This is a genomic window from Luteitalea sp. (assembly GCF_044337415.1).
Classification (GTDB): Bacteria; Acidobacteriota; Vicinamibacteria; order Vicinamibacterales; family Vicinamibacteraceae; genus Luteitalea.
In genome coordinates this window covers 17,640-34,712 of the sequence record NZ_JBIINP010000005.1, presented here as the reverse complement: position 1 = coordinate 34,712, position 17,073 = coordinate 17,640, and the positions used below count along the sequence as shown (strand labels likewise).

The following is a 17,073-nucleotide window of genomic DNA, read 5'->3' as shown; positions in this document are numbered from 1 at the left end:
GCGTGAATTTCAAATGTCCAATCTCGAATTGCTAGGCTGCGGTCCTTGGCGTCGGCTTGATCCCCGCCACCTTGGCACGCAGCCGGGCCCAGCCCTCGGTGGCCGCCAGGTCCTCGAACACCGAGTACGCGACCGGCGTCACCAGCAGCGTCAGCAGCAGCGACAGCGTCTGGCCGCCGATGACCACCACCGCGATGGTCCGCCGCTCCTCGGCGCCCGGGCCCGTCCCCAGCGCGAGCGGCAGCATGCCGCCGACCAGCGCCAGGGTGGTCATCAGGATGGGGCGGAGCCGGTCCCGATTGGCCTGCATGATGGCCTCCAGGCGGGGCATGCCGCGCGACCGCAGGTTGTTCATGTGGTCGATCTGCAGGATCGAGTTCTTCTTCACGACCCCGAACAGCACCAGCAACCCGAGGGCGGAGAACAGGTTCAGCGTGTTCCCTGTCGCCCACAGCGACAACAGCGCGAACGGCACCGAGAGCGGCAGCGACAGCAGGATCGTGAACGGGTGGATGACGCTCTCGAACTGGGCGGCCAGGATCATGTACATGAAGATGACCGACAGCGAGAAGGCCCAGAGGAACTCGACGAAGGTCTTCTCGAGTTCCTTGCCGCGACCGCCGATGGTGAAGATGTAGCCGGCCGGCAGGTCCATGTCGTCGGCGGCCTGCCGCAGCACCACGAGGCGGTCGGCCAGCGCGTAGCCCTGCCCCACGTTGCCGCGCACGCGCGCGTCGCGCTGGCGGTCGAGGCGATCGACGCGCGACGGGCTCGTCGACTGCTCGATGGTCACGAGGTTGTCGAGGCGGATCAGCTTGCCGTCGCGCGACGGCACCAGCAGCCGGCCGATGGTCGCCACGTCGCGCCGGTCGGCGTCGGTCAGCCTGAGCTGCACGTCGTAGTCGTCGTTGATGGTGACGTCGCGGTAGCGCGTGACCTCGTCGTCGCCGCCCACCAGCAACCGCAGGGCCGAGGCGACGTCCTGGGTGTCGACGTCGAGGTCGGCCGAACGGGCACGGTCGATCTGCACCCGCAGCTCGGGGCGATCGAGCTTGAGCGTCGTGTCGGCATCGACCACGCCCAGCTCTGGGGCCTTCTTCCGGAGTTCCTCCGTGTAGCGCGCCAGTTCCTCCAGCACCGGTCCCTGCAACGAGACGTCGATCTCGAACGGGCCGCCACCGAAGTTGAACGACTGCACGTTGCGCGGCCCGCCGCGCAGCTCCGGGTACTTGCGGATGACGCCGCGGACCCGTCCCATCACCTCGCGCTGGGTGTAGTTGCCCTCGAAGGCCTTCCACGGCTGCAGGCGGGCGGTCTCCTTGAGCAGGCGGCTGATGGAGAACAACCGCTCCTCGTGCGGGGCGATGCGGATGTACAACTGGGCCTGGTTGACCGCGCCGAGGAAGCTCCCGCCAACCGTGGCCAGCACCGTGCGCACGCCAGGGATCTTCCGGACGTCGGCCTCGATGCGCCGCATGGCCTCGTCCATCGCCGCGACGCTCGTCCCCTCGGGCGCATTGACGTTGCCCTCGAACTCGGCCTCGTCGACATCGCTCGGCACGTACTCCTGGCGCACCAGGCCGTACAGCGGGATGGACGAGAGCGCGACCACGAGCCCGACGGCCATGACGAGCGCGCGGTGCCGCATGGACCACGCCAGTGCCCGCGTATAGAAGCCGTCGATGTGACGATAGAAGCCGGCGCGGGAACTCGCGCCGTGGCTGTCCTGGTGCTTGGCCACCTCGCCCCGCAGCAGGCGGGCGCTCATCATCGGCGTCAGCGTGAAGCTCACGAGCAGACTGACCAGGATGGCGACGGCCGCCGTGATGCCGAACTGGTACAGGAAGCGTCCCGAGATGCTCGACATGAACGAGACCGGGATGAAGATCACGGCCAGGCTCAGCGTCGTGGCCATGACGGGCAGCGCGATCTCCTCGGTGGCGGCCTTGGCCGCCGAGAAGCTGTCCATCTTCTTCTCTTCCACCCAGCGGAAGATGTTCTCCAGCACCACGATCGCGTCGTCGATGACGATGCCGACCATGAGCACGAGGGCGAGCATCGTGACGCTGTTGAGCGTGAAGTCGAGGGCGCGCATCACGCCGAACGTCGAGATGACCGACGCCGGGATGGCGATGCCGGCGATGATCGTCGACCGCCAGCTGCGCATGAACAGCATCACCACCAGGCAGGCCAGCACGCTGCCCAGCACGAGGTGCGTGTTGATCTCGTGCAGGGCGTTGTAGATGTAGGTCGACTGGTCGCGGATGACGTCGAGCTTCACGTCGCCGGGCAACTGCGCCTGCACCCGGGGCATGACCTCCTTGATGCCCTCGATCACGGCCACGGTGTTGGCGCCCGACTGGCGCCGCACGTCCATGATCACCGTCGGCTTGCCGTCGAGCCGCGCCAGGCTGCGCTGCTCCTTGGTGCCGTCCTCGACGCGCCCGATGTCGCTGATGCGCAGCGGCACGCCGCCGCGGTTGGTGACGACGATGTCGGCGAAGTCGGCCGGGGTCGTCACGCGGCCCATGGTGCGGAGCACGCGCTCCTGCACGTCGGTGGTGACGTTGCCGCCGGGCAGGTCGGCGTTCTGCCGGACGAGGGCGTCGCGGACGGCGCTGACGGGGATGCCGTAGGCCGCCAGGCGATTGGCGTCGAGCCACACGCTGATGGCCCGCTCCTGTCCGCCGACGATCAACACCTCGCCGACGCCCGGGCGACGCTCGAGCTGGACCTTGGCGACCTTGTCGGCCAGTTCGGTCAGCTCGCGCACCGAGCGGTTGCCCGACAGCGCGATCGACATCACCGGCGTGGAGTCGTTGTCGAACTTGGCGATGACCGGCGGCCTGGCGTCGCGCGGCAGCCGGTTGAGGACCGTGGCGACGCGATCGCGCACGTCCTGGGCGGCGACGTCGACGTCCCGGTTCAGGTCGAAGGTCACGAGCACGAGCGAGATGCCCTGCCCGGAGATGCTGCGCAGCTCCGAGATGCCCTCGACGGTGTTGATGACCTCCTCGAGCCGCTGGCTGACCAGCACCTCCACCTCTTCGGGGGAGGCACCCGGCAGCACGGTCTGCACACGCACGGTCGGCAGATCCACCGACGGGAAGCGGTCGACGCCCAGGCCGAGGTACGCGGCCGCGCCCACCACCACCAGCGACAGCACGATCATGCTGGCGAAGACGGGGCGACGGATGCAGATGTCTGCGAGTTGGTGCATGTCGGTCGACCCTCGGCCCTACGGATTCACCTTCACGAGTTCGCCGTCCACGAGGTTGCCGGGCTCGACGATGATGCGCTCGCCGGCAGCCAGGCCCTTGAGAACCTCCACCGCACCGCCCTCGCGACGGCCCAGTTCCACACGGCGCTCGACGACCTTCCCCTCGGCCACGGTGAGCACCTTCTCAACGCCGGCAAACGAGACGATGGCGGTCGCCGGCACCACGACGGCCGGGGCCGACGAGGCGATGACGATGTCGGCGGTGGCGAACGACCCGGGCCGGATGGCCCCGGTCTGGTTGGCCACCTCGGCCTCGATGCGCAGGGACCGGCTCTGCTCGTCGATGGCCGGGCTCACGCGGACCACACGCCCCTCGTAGCTCGCCGCATCGCCCTCCACATGCACCTTGACCGTCTGCCCGACCTTCACGCTGCTGGCGTCGCGCTCGGGCACATCCGCCTGGAGCCTGAGGGGGTGCATGCGGACGAGCGTCGCAATCGGCACACCCGCATTCACGTACTGCCCGGGCGAGGCGGCCCGCTCACGGATGATTCCGTCGAAGGGCGCGATCAGCGTCGAGTCGATCAGTTGCTGCCGGGCCAGGTCGAGCTCCGTCTTGCGCTGGATGAGCAGCGCCTGCCGGTTGCGCACCTCCTCGACCGCATCCTCGTAGCGGCCGTCGGCGACCTTGAGGGCCGCATCGGCCGAGTCGAGCTCGGCGCGCGACGAAATACCCCGGTCCACGAAGGTCTTCACGCGGCTGTGGTTCAGCCTGGCCTCGTCGAGCACGGCGCGCGCCTGCCGGACCACGGCCGTGCGATCGGGATCGACCTGTTCGTTGGTGCCCTTGGGGTCGAGGCCGAGGCGGGCGCGGGCCTGCTGCAGGGCAGCCTCCGACTGGTCGACGCGCAACTGGAAGTCGACCGGCGCCAACCTGGCGATGGTCTGCCCGCGCTGGACGCGACTGCCGAGGTCGATCGCGATGGTCTCGATGCGCCCGGCGACCTGGAAGCCGAGGGCCACCTGATCCTCGGCCGCCAACGTGCCGCTCACGGTGACGGTGCGCTCCAGGGACGCCTGCTGGGCGGGCTTCACGCTGACGGCGACAGGCGCGCCCTTGCCCGGCCCCTTGGCCTCCCCCTTGGCGTTGGCCGCACCTCCGCCGCCACATCCGTACAGCCCACCCAGCAGGGCCAGGACGAGGGGCAGGGCCGGCGACCGGCGTGGACGGTCCGAGAGCGGAACTGCAGCGGGCAGGGGATGGGCCAAGCGAGACATTTAACCGGATTAGAGTACGACAACGGCGCGGCGGGCGCTTATCGGGGGCCCCCTGTCCATAAGGCTGGCTCGTCGTCTGCCGCGCTTGCCCCCGCGGTCCCCAGGTCCGCCCTGCCGCCCAGGCAGGCGATGCGCCCCTGCCGGCCGCTGAACGGTACAATTGCGGCGCATGCATCCCTGGCACGACATCTACGTCGACGACCACCTCATCGCCAAGACCTTCCCCGTCGTCATCGAGGTGCCGATGGGCAGCAAGAACAAGTACGAGCTGGACAAGGAGTCGGGGTTGATGCGACTCGACCGCGTCCTCTACAGCGCGGTCTACTACCCGGCCAACTACGGCTTCGTCCCCCGCTCCTTCTGCGACGACGGCGACCCACTCGACGCGCTCGTGCTGGGCCAGGAGCCCGTGCATCCACTGACGGTCGTGCAGGCGCGCGCCATCGGCGTCATGCGCATGCGGGACGAGAAAGGGCTCGACGACAAGATCATCGCCGTCAGCACGCTGGACCCGGCCTTCAACGAGTACATGGACCATACCCAGTTGCCGGGCCATACGCTGCGCGAGATCAAGCGCTTCTTCGAGGACTACAAGACCCTCGAGAACAAGGCCGTCGAGGTCACCGACTTCCTGGGGCCCGATCAGGCGGTCGCCATCCTGCACGACTCGCTCGACATGTACCGGCGCCTCCGGCGCGGTGAGCTGTACAGCAAGTAGGGCTCGTCCCCTCACGCGCCATGCTGCAAGGACTCTTCGAGGGCTACCCGTACTGGGTGCGGGCGATGCTGGCCGGCGTGATCGTGCTGGCCATGGCCTACCTGATCGCCGAGCTCGTCTCGCGCGTGCTGGTGGTCCTCGTCGAGCGGATCAACCGGCACGTCCCTGGCGACCTGAGCGCCCGCAAGGCGACGCGTGCGGCGCTGCGTGTCGTGCGGGTCATCATCACCCTGCTGGTGGGGGCGGTGCTCATCTTTCCGGCCATGTCCATGGTGGGGATCGAGTCGCATATCGGGCTGACACCCGCGCACCTGGCCAGCTGGCTCACGGGGTCGGGCCTGCGTATCGCCCTGATTGCCCTGCTGGCGTGGCTGGTGATCCACGTGATCGCGCTCGTGGTGGCCCGCCTCGAAGGCGAGGTCGGCACCGCGACGACGGTGGACGTGATCGAGCGAGCCAAGCGGGCCCGGACGCTCGGGACGCTGATCCAGAACACCGTCTACGTGCTGGTGTCGACCATTTCGCTGTTGATGATCCTGCGCGAGCTCAACGTCGACATCACGCCCATCCTCACGGGCGCCGGCATCGTCGGCCTGGCCGTCGGTTTCGGTGCGCAATCGCTGGTGAAGGACATCATCAGCGGGTTCTTCCTGATCCTGGAGGACCAGGTCCGGGTCGGCGACGTGGCCAACATCGACGGCACGGGCGGGCTGGTGGAGCGCATCACCCTGCGGACCATCATCCTGCGCGACGAGACGGGCACGGTGCACGTGATCCCGAACGGGAGCATCCAGCGCCTGTCCAACCAGACCAAGGACTTCTCGTACTACGTCACGTCGGTCAGCGTCAGCATCAAGGAAGACACCGACCGCGTCACGCGCGTGCTCGGCGCCGTTGCCGACGAGATGCTGCGCGATCCGGAGTTCGCGCCGTTCATGCTGGGGCCGCTCGAGGTGCTCGGCGTCGACCGCTTCAACGATGCCGCCGTCGACGTGAAGATGCGGCTCAAGGCCGTGCCCAGCAAGCAGTGGGTCGTCGGGCGCGAGTTCCTGCGGCGGGTCAAGCGGAGCTTCGAGGACCAGGGTGTCGAGTTGCCGGTGGCTCACCGGACGTTGCTGGTGGCCCAGGCCACTCCCGAGGCGCCCGCCACGCCACCAGCCTCATGAGCGCGATGCGCGCATCGGGCCTCCCTGCCTGCGACGACGGTCGGTGATGCCGTGAACGCCGCGCTGTTCGGGGCCGCCATCGCGCTGGGCGCGTGCCTGCTGTTCCAGATCCAGTTCCTGCTGGCCAAACTCGTGCTCCCCTGGTTCGGGGGCGCCGCGGCGGTGTGGTCCACGTGCCTGGTGGTCTTCCAGGTCCTGCTGCTCGCCGGCTACGGCTACGCGCATGCGGTGGCGCGCCGCCCCAGGCGGACGCAGGTGGCCGTGCACGGCGCCCTGATCGCGACGGCGCTCGCCCTGCTCGCCTGGCGCGGGGTGATGTGGCCCTCCCCGGTGACGCCGGGCCCGGGCTGGGCTCCGGCCCCCGGGGGATCGCCTGAGTGGCAGATCGTCGTGCTGATCGTCGCCATCGTCGGCCTGCCCTTCCTGATGCTGGCCAGCACGAGCCCCCTGCTGCAGCACTGGTTCGCGGAACGGTATCCCGGCCGATCGCCGTATCGCCTGTACGCGCTCTCGAATCTGGGCTCGCTCATCGGCCTCGTCTCGTATCCCCTGCTGGTCGAGCCTCGCCTGGACGTCTACGCGCAGGGCCGCGCGTGGGCGTGGCTGTGTGCCGCCTGCGGGATGGCGCTGCTGGCGGTCGTCGCGTCGATGCGCGCCGTGGCGGTCCCGGTCACGGTGCGTGGCGAGCCGACGGGCGACGACCCCGGCCCGCCGTCGCGCAACGATCAGCTGCTGTGGGTGGCCCTCGCCGCGATCCCGGCCGCCTCGCTGCAGGCGACCACCACCCGCATCACCCAGGACATCGCCGCGGTCCCGTTCCTGTGGATGCTCCCCCTCGCGGTGTACCTGCTGACGTTCATCGTGGCCTTCGAGCGGCCACGCTGGTATCGCCGCACATGGCTCACGCTGGCCGTGTCGCTGGGAGCCGCAGCGGCGCTCACGGAGTGGTCGACGATCCCGATGCTCGGTCTCACGGTCGCGGAGCTCGCCGCCGTCGGGTGGTGCTTCCATGGCGAACTCGCGCAGCGCGCGCCCGCGCCGGCCTGGCTCACGCGCTTCTACCTGTTGATCTCGGCGGGAGGCGCCCTCGGCAGCGCCGTGGTGGCGCTGGGAGCACCGGTGGCGTTCGACGGCATCCACGAGTACCCGCTCACACTGGCCGCGGCGGCCTTCCTGCTGGCGCTGGTACACGCCCTGGGCTACCAGCCGACGGCCGCCATCGGCCAGCGCCGCGTCGCGCTGGCGGCCAGCCTGTTGCTCGCCGTCCTCGGCGGCGTGCTCGGCGGCAAGACGTTCGTCGACTGGCGGACCTTCACGACTGACGCGGTCTTCACGTCCCGGAGCTTCTACGGCGCCCTGCGTGTGCGCGAGGCCGACTTCGCCAACGGCGACCGGTATCGCAGCCTGCAGCACGGGACGACCATGCACGGGCAGCAGTACCTGGCGGCCGACAAGATCGACCAGCCCACCAGCTACTACACGCAGACCAGCGGCGTCGGCCTGGCGCTGGCTGCGCTGTCGACGCGGCCGCGCGCCGCCCGGATCGGCGTGATCGGCCTGGGCGCCGGCACCCTGGCCGCCTACGGCCGGCCGGGCGACACGTTCGTGTTCTTCGAGATCGACCCCGAGGTCGTCGCCCTGAGCCGCGGCGACCGGGCGTGGTTCACCTACCTGCGCCGCTCGCCGGCCCACGTCGAGATCGTCGAGGGCGACGCGCGCCTGTCGCTGCAGGCCTCGTCGCCACGCCGCTTCGACGTGCTGGCGGTGGACGCCTTCAGCGGCGACGCGGTGCCGGTGCACCTGCTCACGCGGGAAGCCTTCGCCCTCTATGCGCGCCATCTGGCCGACGCGCAAAGCGTGCTCGCCGTCCACGTGTCCAACCGGTACCTCAATCTCGAGGGCATCGTGGAGGCCGGCGGAGCGACGGCAGGCCTCGCGTCGGTGATCGTGCAGGATGACCTGGACGACAACCACACCTCCCGCAGCACCTGGATCCTCCTGGCGCAGGATCCTGCGGCCCTGACGACGTTCGGCGACCTCCGGCCGGCATCCTCGGCCGCCCCGTGGACCGACACGGCGAGCCACCTGATCGGCGTCCTCCGCCGCTGACCTGCCCCTACCGACCGGCGGCGTGTTGTAGCCTGTCGGGGTGCTGACCGTCCCCGAAACCCTCGAAGGCTGGTGCCTCCTGCACCAGATGTTCCGTGTCTCCTGGCCAGCGCTCGTGCAGGCCACCAACGACGAACGCGCCGAGTTCGCCGAGGGCCTGCGCGAGTTCCTCGACCGCAGTGTCGCCGGTGATGGCGCGACCATTGCGGTCGCCATGCTCGGGCACAAGGCCGACCTGATGCTCGTCCATGCGCGTCGCTCGTTCGATGCGCTCGTGCAGGCCCAGCTCGACGTCAGCCGCCTGCCGATCGCGGAGGCGTTCGAGTCGACGACGTCGTACGTGTCGGTCGTCGAGCTCGGCATGTACGAGATGACCGCCAAGATCCACGAGCAGCTCACCGAGCGGGGCCTCGCACACGGGACCGACGAGTACCGCGCGGCGCAGAAGGAGGCGATGCAGGTGCAGCATGGGCGCGTCAGCAGTCGCCTGTACACCGCATTCCCCGCCCGGCGCTACGTGTGCTTCTACCCGATGGACAAGCGCCGCGGCGAGATCAAGAACTGGTACAGCACGCCCTTCGAGAAGCGCGCCGCGATGATGCGCGAGCACGGCCACATCGGCCGGCTGTACGCGGGCGAGGTCACCCAGATCATCTCCGGCTCGATCGGCTTCGACGACTGGGAATGGGGCGTCGACCTCTTCGCCGACGACCCGGTGGTGTTCAAGAGACTGATCTACGAGATGCGCTTCGACGAGGCCAGCGCCGACTACGGCGAATTCGGCCCGTTCTACACGGGCGTGCAGTTCTCGTCGTCGCAGGTGGCCGAGTGGGTGGAGGGCCGGACGCCGACCCTGGCGATTTGAAATTTGACATTTGAAATTGTCGGGCGCGGGCCTTCGGCGACGCGCCTCGCCATGCCTCGAGCGAGCGAAGGCCGAGAGGCCGAGCCGCCCGGAATTTCAAATCTCGAATGTCGAATTATCAGTAGCCGCCGCCAGCGCCCGCCACCACGGCCGCGCCCTTCGATTCCTGCACGATCCTGACACCGGCGCTCGCCCCGATGCGGGTGGCGCCGGCCTTGACCATCTCCTGCGCGCCGCTCAGGTCGCGCACGCCGCCGGCCGCCTTCACCCCCATCTCGGCGCCCACGACGCGGCGCATCAGGGCGACGTCGGCAGGGGTCGCGCCGTGCTTGGCAAAGCCCGTGGACGTCTTCACGAACGTCGCGCCGGCCGCCTTGGCCAGCGTGCAGGCCGTGACCTTCTCTTCGTCGGTCAACAGCGCCGTCTCGATGATGACCTTGCTCACCACGCCCGCGGCGCGGCAGGCATCGGCCACCGCCTCGATGTCGAGTTGCACCGTGCGCACGTCGCCCGACTTCAGGGCGCCGACGTTGATGACCATGTCCACTTCGGTCGCGCCGTCGAAGATCACGCGGCGCGTCTCGTACTGCTTGACGTCGGGCGTCGTGGCGCCGAGCGGAAAGCCGACCACCGTGCACACGCCGACGGGGCTGCCGCGCAGAAGCCGGGCGCACAGCGGTACCCACGTCGGGTTCACGCACACGGTCGCGAACGAGTACTCGCGGGCCTCGCGGCACAGCGTCTCGATCTCGCTGCGGGTGGCGTCGGGCTTGAGGAGCGTGTGGTCGATCAGGCCCGCCACCGACCCGGCGGGCGCGCCGGAGGCCTGCAACCCCAGGCGCGAGGCGCCCGCGTCGAGCACGCCGCGCAGGTGATCGGGGCAACACTCGGCATGGAGCCCGTGACAGGCACAGCGCCCGCTGGGACCCGCTGCGCCAGTGGCACGCAGGACCTCCTCGGTGATGATGGCAACCAGGCGTTCGACGTCGAGGGCGTTCAGGGACATTGAGGGACGGGGAGCGGGAATCGGGGAGCGGGAATCGGGTAGCGCCTAGCAGAAGGTTCGGCACCGCGGGTCGCTCTGGCCATGCGTCATGTCGAGCGTGCCTTGTCGAGCCGCTGCAGTTTCGTGAGGCGACGGATGTAGCGCGGCTCGGTCATCGGCGTGCCGAGGAACACCATGACGATGGCGAGCGCGTCCGTCGGGGTGAGCAGGCTCGCCCCGAGCGCCAGGACGTTGGCGCCATTGTGCTCGCGGGCGTAGCGCGCAAGGGTCTCGTTCAGGCACAACGCCGCGCGCACCCCAGCGACCTTGTTGGCCGCCATCGTGGACCCGAGGCCTGCCCCGTCGATCACGATGCCCGCGTCGGCTTCCTTGCGGACCACGGCCAGGCCGACCTGCTCGGCGATGTCCGGGTAGTCGGCCGGCGCCGGCGCGGCGCCCTCCGGCCCGACCGCCTGCACCGCCAGGCCGCGCCCGCGCAGCGCCGACACCAGGAAGGCCTTGAGCGCCACGCCCGTGTGGTCGCTGCCGACGATGAGCCGCCGGACCTGGGCCACCGGCACGAGGTCGGCGCCGTCGCCCTCGACGGCCTGATCGGCCCGGATCACCGTGATGCGGCGATCGCGGAGGGTGTCGGCCGCCAGCGGGGTGACGTGCCCCCGCGGCAACAGTTCGACCGTGCTGCCCTCGGGCAGCATGCGGGCGTCGGCCTCCGTGATCATCGCGAAACGTGCCATGTGTGCTAGCCTGCGCCGGTCGAATGGCCCTCGATCCCGAGTCCCTGCCCGACCACCCCACCCCACTGCTGACGCAGGAGGCGATTGCCGCCCGGGTGGCCGACCTCGCCGCACAGATCCGCGCTGATTATGCCAGCACCCGCGACCTGCACATGGTCTGCGTGCTGAAAGGCGCCTTCGTCTTCTTCTCGGACCTGGTCCGGGCACTCGATCGGCAGGTGACCCTGGACTTCATCGTCGTCTCGAGTTACCAGAAGGCGACGCGCTCCTCGGGCGAGGTGCGCCTCATCAAGGACCTCGATACCGGCATCGAGGGCCGCGACGTCATCATCGTCGAGGACATCGTCGATACGGGCCTCACGCTGACGTACCTGCAGGACATCCTGCGGGCGCGCGGGCCGAAGTCGCTGAAGACGGCCTGCCTACTCAGCAAGCCCTCGCGGCGGAAGGTGGAAGTCCCCGTGGACTACGTGGGCTTCACCATCGAGGACCGCTTCGTGATCGGCTACGGCCTCGACTACGCCGAGATTTACCGGAACCTGCCCTACATCGGCGTGCTCGACGAGTAGGTGGCAATTCGAAATTCGACATTTGACATTCTCGGGCCGCGGCGCTTCGCGCCTGCGGCCTCGGCGACCTGCGCGCACAGCCCTCGCGGAGCGAAGGCGCGAGCCGAGCAACCCGGAATTTCAAATGTCCGATTTCGAATTACCTGATTGCAGCGTTCACCCGCTCCGCCATCACGCGCGCCTCGGCGAGCACCTCGGCTGACGGGAGCGTCTTCACGACGCGGTCGTGCATCAGCACGCGGCCGTTGACGATGGTCGTGCGGACGTCGCTGCCCTTGGCGGCGTACACCACCTGCGCGACCGGGTCGAACATCGGTTGCAGGTGCGGATGGGTCGTGTCGACGATGATCACGTCGGCGCGCCGGCCGGGAGTCAGCTGGCCGATGCGGTCGGCCATGCCGATCGCGGCCGCGCCTCGCCGTGTCGCCATCTCCAGCACCAGGGACGCCGGGGCGGCCGTGGGATCGACGCGCACGACCTTCTGCAGAAACGCGGCCTGGCGCATCGCCTCGAACATGTCGAGGTCGTTGTTGCTGGCGGCGCCATCGGTGCCGAGACCCACCGACACGCCCGCGGCGACGTAGTCGGCGATCGGCGCCGTGCCACTGGCCAGCTTCATGTTGCTTTCCGGATTGTGCGAGATCCCCATCCGCGCCTGCGCAGCGAGGCGGATGTCGTCGGGGCCGAGCCACACCCCATGCGCGCCGAGCACGTGCGGGCCCAGCACGCCGAGCTTGGCGAGGTACGCGGTGGGCGACTGCCCGTGCGCCTTCATCGAGTCGTCGCGCTCCGTCTTCGTCTCCTCGAGGTGGATGAGCAGCGGGATACGCATCTCGCGCGCAAGGCGGTCGGCCGCCTGCAGGGTTTCCGCGCTCAGCGTGTACATGGAGTGCGGCGCGACGGCGGGCGTGACCAGCGCGTCGCCGCGGAAGGCGGTGGCAAACGTCCGCGTGCGAGCGAGGGCCTCTTCAGGCGTCTTCGCATCGCCGACGGGGAACTGAATCACCGTCTGGCCGAGCACCCCGCGCAACCCGGCCTCGCGCGTCGCCTTCCCCACTTCCTCCTCGAAGTAGTACATGTCGACGAAGGTCGTGGTGCCGCCGAGGATCATCTCGAGCGCGGCCAGCCGTGTGCCGGCGCGCACGAAGTCGGGCGCCACGGTCTTGCCTTCGGCCGGGAAGATGTACTTCGTCAGCCAGTCCTGCAGGTTGAGATCGTTGCCGAGACCGCGGAACAGCACCATCGCCGCATGCGTGTGCGTGTTGATGAGCCCTGGCATCACCACCTGGCCGGTGGCGTCGATCGTCTCGCGCGGCGCGAACCGTGCAGCGATGTCCTCGGGTGTCCCGACACCGACGATATCGGTCCCGTCGATGGCGACTGCCCCGGGCGAGAGAATCCGCCGCTCGTCGTCGACGGTGACGACGGTCCCGCCGGTGATGACGAGCGAGGCCTGTGCCTTCGCCGGGCCGGCCGCGGGCGTGGACGCGCCAGCCGTGTCGGTCGAGGATCGACCGCATCCCGCCAGCAGCAGCACTGCGGTCGCCAGCCCGCTCAGCAATCGTCCGCGCGTCGTCACGTCTTGTCTCCCCTGACCGAACCCTGAGCCCTGAAACTTCGAATCCCGAACTCTGAGTTGCAAATTCTGAATTCCGAACTCTGAATTCTGAATTGCCCTTAGACGTTGAAGCGGAACAACAGCACGTCGCCGTCCTGCACGACGTACTCCTTGCCTTCCGAACGCACCAGGCCCTGCTCGCGCGCCGGCTTCCAGCCGCCGACCCGGACGAAGTCGTCGAAGGCCACCGTCTCGGCGCGGATGAAGCCCTTCTCGAAGTCCGTGTGGATGACGCCGGCTGCCGCAGGTCCCTTGTCGCCGGCATGGATGGTCCACGCGCGGACCTCCTTCTCGCCGGCCGTGAAGTAGCTGCGCAGGCCCAGCAGGTGGTACGCGGCGCGAGCGAGGCGGTCGAGCCCCGACTCGGTGAGCCCGAGCGAGCCCAGGAACTCGGCTCGCTCCTCCGGCTCGAGTTCGGCAAGTTCGGCCTCGACTTTCGCCGAGAACACGACCACTTCCGCCGTCTCGTGTTCCTCGGCGATGCGCGCCTCGAGAGCCCGGACGAACGCGTTGCCCTCGGCGGCCTCGTCCTCACGGACGTTGGCGGCGTACAGCACCGGCTTGGACGTGAGGAGATTGAGGCCCTTGAACGCGGGCAGCATCTCGTCGGCCGGCTCGTACAGGCGTGCCGGCTTGCCCGCCTCGAGCAGCGCCTTGACGGCCTCGACCATCGCCACCTCGGCCTTGGCGGCCGCGTCGCCCGAGCGCGCCATCTTCACCGACTTCTCGAGCCGCTTCTCGACGGTCGACAGGTCGGCCAGGCCGAGCTCGATGTTGATGATCTCGCGGTCGCGCGACGGGTCGGGCTGCCCCATCACGTGCTGGATGTTCTCGTCCTCGAAGCAGCGGATCACGTGGACGATGGCGTCCACTTCGCGGATGTTGTGCAGGAACTGATTGCCCAGGCCCTCGCCCTGGCTGGCGCCCTTCACCAGGCCCGCGATGTCCACGAACTCCACCGAGGCGGGCACCGTGCGCTCCGGCGACACGATGTCGGCCAGCTTCCCCAGCCGGGGATCCGGCACCATCACGATCCCGGTGTTGGGCTCGATGGTCGCGAACGGGTAGTTGGCCACGAGGGCCCCGGCCGACGTGAGCGCGTTGAAGAGCGTGGACTTGCCGACGTTCGGGAGTCCGACGATGCCGAGTCGAAGCATGGGAAGAAGGAGTCGCCTCGGACGGTCCATCCGCCCTGTCGCGAACTGCTCATTGTAGAACGGCTGCGGGCTACCGTCTGCAGGCCCCCCGCGGCCCTCCCCCTCGACCCTGTCGGCCCAGTCCGACACCAGGACCAGGCGGATGTGATCGACCCGCCTGGCAGGGCGCTGCGAAAGTCCGCCCTGCAGTTCAGAATTCGGAGTTCTGAATGGAGAGGGCGCGATGCGCCAGGTGGCCTCTGGCCCGTAGCCTGCAGCCTGCCCCTTCAGATAGAGTGCGTGGCGTGCCGGTTCACCTGATCTCGCATCCCGTCGCCCGCGCGCTCCTGACGCAGTTGCGCGACAAGCAGACACCGTCGCCGCTCTTCCGCCAGTACGCGCAACGCCTGAGCGTGCTCATCGCGACCGAAGCGATGCGCGACCTCCCCACCGAGGCGATCACCGTCGAGACGCCGCTCGGACCGGCCGAGGGCGCCCGCATCGCCAGCGATGTCGTGGTGGTGCCGGTGCTGCGCGCCGGCCTCGGCATGCTGGAGGCCGTGCTGTCGGTGGTGCCACACGCGCGTGTCGGCCACATCGGGTTGCAGCGCGACGAGGCAACGGCCGTGGCCTCGCAGTACTACGCGAAGTTCCCGGCCGGACTCGACAACAGCGAAGTGGTGCTGATCGATCCGATGCTGGCCACGGGCGGCAGCGCCGTCGCCTCGCTGCAGCTGCTCGCGGCGCGCGGCGCCCGTCACCTGCGCCTCCTCTGCATCGTCGCCGCCCCAGAGGGCATCGCGGAAGTCGAGCGGCACATGCCGCACGTGCAGATCTACACGTCGGCCATCGACAGCCACCTGAACGAGCACAAGTTCATCGTGCCCGGGCTCGGCGACTTCGGCGACCGCCTCTTCGGCACGATGTAACCGACTGTGCGGAAAGGCGCGTCGACCTGAAGGTCGACGCCCACGAACCTTGGTGCCCAGGGGGTTCGTGGCCGCCGACGTTCACGTCGGCGGATAGGCGCCACGGCTGTAGCCGTCGCCCTCGCCCAGTTGTAGCCGTCGCCCTTGGGCGACGGTCAGTGATCTTCCCGGAAGATCGCTCCTCGCCCGCCCCACGCGTCGGCCATGGCCGACGCCTACGTGTCCCAGAGGTTCGTGGCCGCCGACGTTGACGTTGGCGGTTCGAGGCGGTAGGGCCGGTTGTCCCAACCCGGCCCAGGGATGTCGCGTTACGGCACGAGCGGCGCGGGCATCGGAATGGCTGCGGGCCGCTTGCCCGACTTCAGCAACTCCTCCATCCAGGCGTCCATGCGCGCGTTCTGCTCGGGCGTCGTGTTGTGGCCCGTGGTCAGCGCCAGCATCCAGTGCTTCGGCGCGGTGATGACGTTGAAGGCCGCGAAGATCGACGTCGGCGGCACCGTCTCGTCGTTGTAGCCCCAGGTGTAGATGCCCGGCGCCTTCACGCGACGGGCGAAGTTGACCACGTCGTAGTACGGCAGCGTGCGCAGGGCCTCCGGCGTCGGCTTCGGCCCGGGGCGCGTGGGGTGGAAGAAGTGCGGCCAGCCGCCGGCGCGGTTGTTGAGGTAGCCCGTCAGATCGGCAAGCGCCGGGAAGGTCGACGACAGCCCCGTCACGCGCGAGTCGAGTCCAGCGGTGACGATGGCGAGGGCACCGCCCTGACTGCCGCCGACGACGCCGAGGTTGGTGCCGTCGTAGTTGGGCAGGCTCGTGAGGACGTCGTTGGCGCGCACGGTTGAGAGATACACACGGCGATAGAAGAAGCGGTCGCGATCCTCGACGTTGTTCATGAAGTAGCGCGACAGGCTGCCGGCGCCGAGCCCGGTGTACACGGCGGGGTCGAGTGTGACCGGCAGGCCATGGATGCCGATCTGCAGCGTGATGATGCCGTGCTGGCACGGCGTGATCAGGCCGCGGTACGGACGCACGCCCGCGCCCGGCACCGAGAGCAGGGCCGGATACTTCCCGGGGGCCGAGGGCTCGCACAGGATGCCGTAGATGCGGCTGGTACCCGTCCCGGCTGCATCGAGGCCGACCGTCTGGAAGCTCACGTGCGACACGGTGATGCCCGGCCCGCCGTACGACGGGAGGAGTTCGCGCGTCAGGTCGACGGGGATCTTCGCGAGGGACGCCTTGCCGGCATCCCAGAACGCGTCGAAGTCGGAGGGGTTGATGACCGTGGGCGCGAGCTTCTGCGGGTCGAAGCCGGCGGTGCCGAGGCCCCGATAGGTGCGCCCCTCGTGCTGAGCGGTGCCGATGCAGCGCAGGAAGCCGGGGCTCGTCATCGTGCCGGCGTCGATGACGACGGGAGCGGCGCCGCTGGTGACCTCCTTCGTGATGGTCGGCGGCAACATCTCGGAGCCACAGCGAACGGTGACGGCCACACCCGGCAGCGGATGGCCGTCGCGTCGCACCTCGACGCGGAACGACGCCGGGCTGCCCACCGTGTAGGTCCACGACGGCACGGTGGGCGTGACGACGATTTCGGGTGTGCCCGTGATCACGTCCTGAGCGGTGGCGTGGGACACGACGCCGGGCGCAGCGAGCGCGCACGACAGGGCGAGGCTGGCGAGGGTGCGACGAGGGAAACGCATGGGTGGCAGCATGTCATGAGTCATGCCTCATGAC

The 17,073-nt window shown here is 69.2% G+C and carries 13 protein-coding genes; 6 read left to right on the top strand and 7 right to left on the bottom strand.

Annotated elements, in window-relative coordinates; all coding sequences use genetic code 11:
- Nucleotides 1-31: 31 nt before the first annotated feature.
- The gene (locus ACIRDX_RS01795; protein ID WP_396623685.1) at nt 32-3,220 is read right to left on the bottom strand and encodes an efflux RND transporter permease subunit; all 3,189 of its coding nucleotides are present in this window, start codon (nt 3,218-3,220) and stop codon (nt 32-34) included.
- 18 nt (nt 3,221-3,238) lie between these two features.
- On the bottom strand, nt 3,239-4,498 hold the full coding sequence (locus ACIRDX_RS01790; protein WP_396623684.1) for an efflux RND transporter periplasmic adaptor subunit: 1,260 nt from the start codon (nt 4,496-4,498) through the stop codon (nt 3,239-3,241).
- Nucleotides 4,499-4,667: 169 nt separating this feature from the next.
- Between ACIRDX_RS01790 and ACIRDX_RS01785 the strand changes: the two genes are divergently transcribed.
- Genes ACIRDX_RS01785 through hemQ form a run of 4 tightly spaced genes read left to right on the top strand, consistent with a single transcriptional unit; the run spans nt 4,668 to nt 9,356 of the window.
- Nucleotides 4,668-5,216, top strand: a complete 549-nt coding sequence (locus ACIRDX_RS01785) for an inorganic diphosphatase (RefSeq protein ID WP_396623683.1) — start codon at nt 4,668-4,670, stop codon at nt 5,214-5,216.
- 20 nt (nt 5,217-5,236) lie between these two features.
- The gene (locus ACIRDX_RS01780) at nt 5,237-6,382 is read left to right on the top strand and encodes a mechanosensitive ion channel family protein (RefSeq protein ID WP_396623682.1); all 1,146 of its coding nucleotides are present in this window, start codon (nt 5,237-5,239) and stop codon (nt 6,380-6,382) included.
- Between the two features lie 51 nt (nt 6,383-6,433).
- Nucleotides 6,434-8,491, top strand: coding sequence for a spermidine synthase (locus ACIRDX_RS01775; protein ID WP_396623681.1), 2,058 nt, complete (start codon nt 6,434-6,436; stop codon nt 8,489-8,491).
- A 40-nt stretch (nt 8,492-8,531) separates the two neighbouring features.
- Complete coding sequence (gene hemQ, locus ACIRDX_RS01770; RefSeq protein WP_396623680.1) at nt 8,532-9,356, top strand: hydrogen peroxide-dependent heme synthase; 825 nt, start codon at nt 8,532-8,534, stop codon at nt 9,354-9,356.
- A gap of 118 nt (nt 9,357-9,474) precedes the next feature.
- Here the strand turns inward: hemQ and deoC are convergent, their stop codons facing one another.
- Both deoC and ACIRDX_RS01760 read right to left on the bottom strand, forming a co-directional pair.
- Nucleotides 9,475-10,188 (bottom strand): deoxyribose-phosphate aldolase, encoded by a 714-nt coding sequence (gene deoC / locus ACIRDX_RS01765; protein WP_396623727.1) that lies wholly within the window; start codon nt 10,186-10,188, stop codon nt 9,475-9,477.
- 260 nt (nt 10,189-10,448) lie between these two features.
- Nucleotides 10,449-11,096 carry an RpiB/LacA/LacB family sugar-phosphate isomerase gene (locus tag ACIRDX_RS01760; RefSeq protein WP_396623679.1) on the bottom strand — a complete coding sequence of 216 codons (648 nt, stop codon included), beginning with the start codon at nt 11,094-11,096 and terminating at the stop codon, nt 10,449-10,451.
- 23 nt (nt 11,097-11,119) lie between these two features.
- On the opposite strand from ACIRDX_RS01760, the gene hpt reads away from it, so the two are divergent.
- Entirely contained in the window at nt 11,120-11,665 is a 546-nt protein-coding gene (hpt, locus tag ACIRDX_RS01755) for a hypoxanthine phosphoribosyltransferase (RefSeq protein ID WP_396623678.1), read from the top strand.
- Between the two features lie 139 nt (nt 11,666-11,804).
- On the opposite strand, the gene ACIRDX_RS01750 is transcribed toward hpt, so the two are convergent.
- Complete coding sequence (locus ACIRDX_RS01750) at nt 11,805-13,244, bottom strand: amidohydrolase (RefSeq protein ID WP_396623677.1); 1,440 nt, start codon at nt 13,242-13,244, stop codon at nt 11,805-11,807.
- A 98-nt stretch (nt 13,245-13,342) separates the two neighbouring features.
- The gene (gene ychF, locus ACIRDX_RS01745) at nt 13,343-14,440 is read right to left on the bottom strand and encodes a redox-regulated ATPase YchF (protein WP_396623676.1); all 1,098 of its coding nucleotides are present in this window, start codon (nt 14,438-14,440) and stop codon (nt 13,343-13,345) included.
- A gap of 284 nt (nt 14,441-14,724) precedes the next feature.
- On the opposite strand from ychF, the gene upp reads away from it, so the two are divergent.
- Complete coding sequence (gene upp / locus ACIRDX_RS01740; protein ID WP_396623675.1) at nt 14,725-15,348, top strand: uracil phosphoribosyltransferase; 624 nt, start codon at nt 14,725-14,727, stop codon at nt 15,346-15,348.
- Nucleotides 15,349-15,656: 308 nt separating this feature from the next.
- On the opposite strand, the gene ACIRDX_RS01735 is transcribed toward upp, so the two are convergent.
- Nucleotides 15,657-17,039 carry an acetylxylan esterase gene (locus ACIRDX_RS01735; RefSeq protein ID WP_396623674.1) on the bottom strand — a complete coding sequence of 461 codons (1,383 nt, stop codon included), beginning with the start codon at nt 17,037-17,039 and terminating at the stop codon, nt 15,657-15,659.
- Nucleotides 17,040-17,073 lie beyond the last annotated feature (34 nt).

Bases quoted from the DNA above. Each gene is read 5' to 3' on its own strand.
- hpt (WP_396623678.1), top strand. From the start codon at position 11,120: ATGGCCCTCGATCCCGAGTCCCTGCCCGACCACCCCACCCCACTGCTG.
- ACIRDX_RS01785 (WP_396623683.1), top strand. From the start codon at position 4,668: ATGCATCCCTGGCACGACATCTACGTCGACGACCACCTCATCGCCAAG.
- ACIRDX_RS01790 (WP_396623684.1), bottom strand. From the start codon at position 4,498: ATGTCTCGCTTGGCCCATCCCCTGCCCGCTGCAGTTCCGCTCTCGGAC.
- ACIRDX_RS01735 (WP_396623674.1), bottom strand. From the start codon at position 17,039: ATGCGTTTCCCTCGTCGCACCCTCGCCAGCCTCGCCCTGTCGTGCGCG.
- ACIRDX_RS01760 (WP_396623679.1), bottom strand. From the start codon at position 11,096: ATGGCACGTTTCGCGATGATCACGGAGGCCGACGCCCGCATGCTGCCC.
- ACIRDX_RS01795 (WP_396623685.1), bottom strand. From the start codon at position 3,220: ATGCACCAACTCGCAGACATCTGCATCCGTCGCCCCGTCTTCGCCAGC.
- ychF (WP_396623676.1), bottom strand. From the start codon at position 14,440: ATGCTTCGACTCGGCATCGTCGGACTCCCGAACGTCGGCAAGTCCACG.
- ACIRDX_RS01780 (WP_396623682.1), top strand. From the start codon at position 5,237: ATGCTGCAAGGACTCTTCGAGGGCTACCCGTACTGGGTGCGGGCGATG.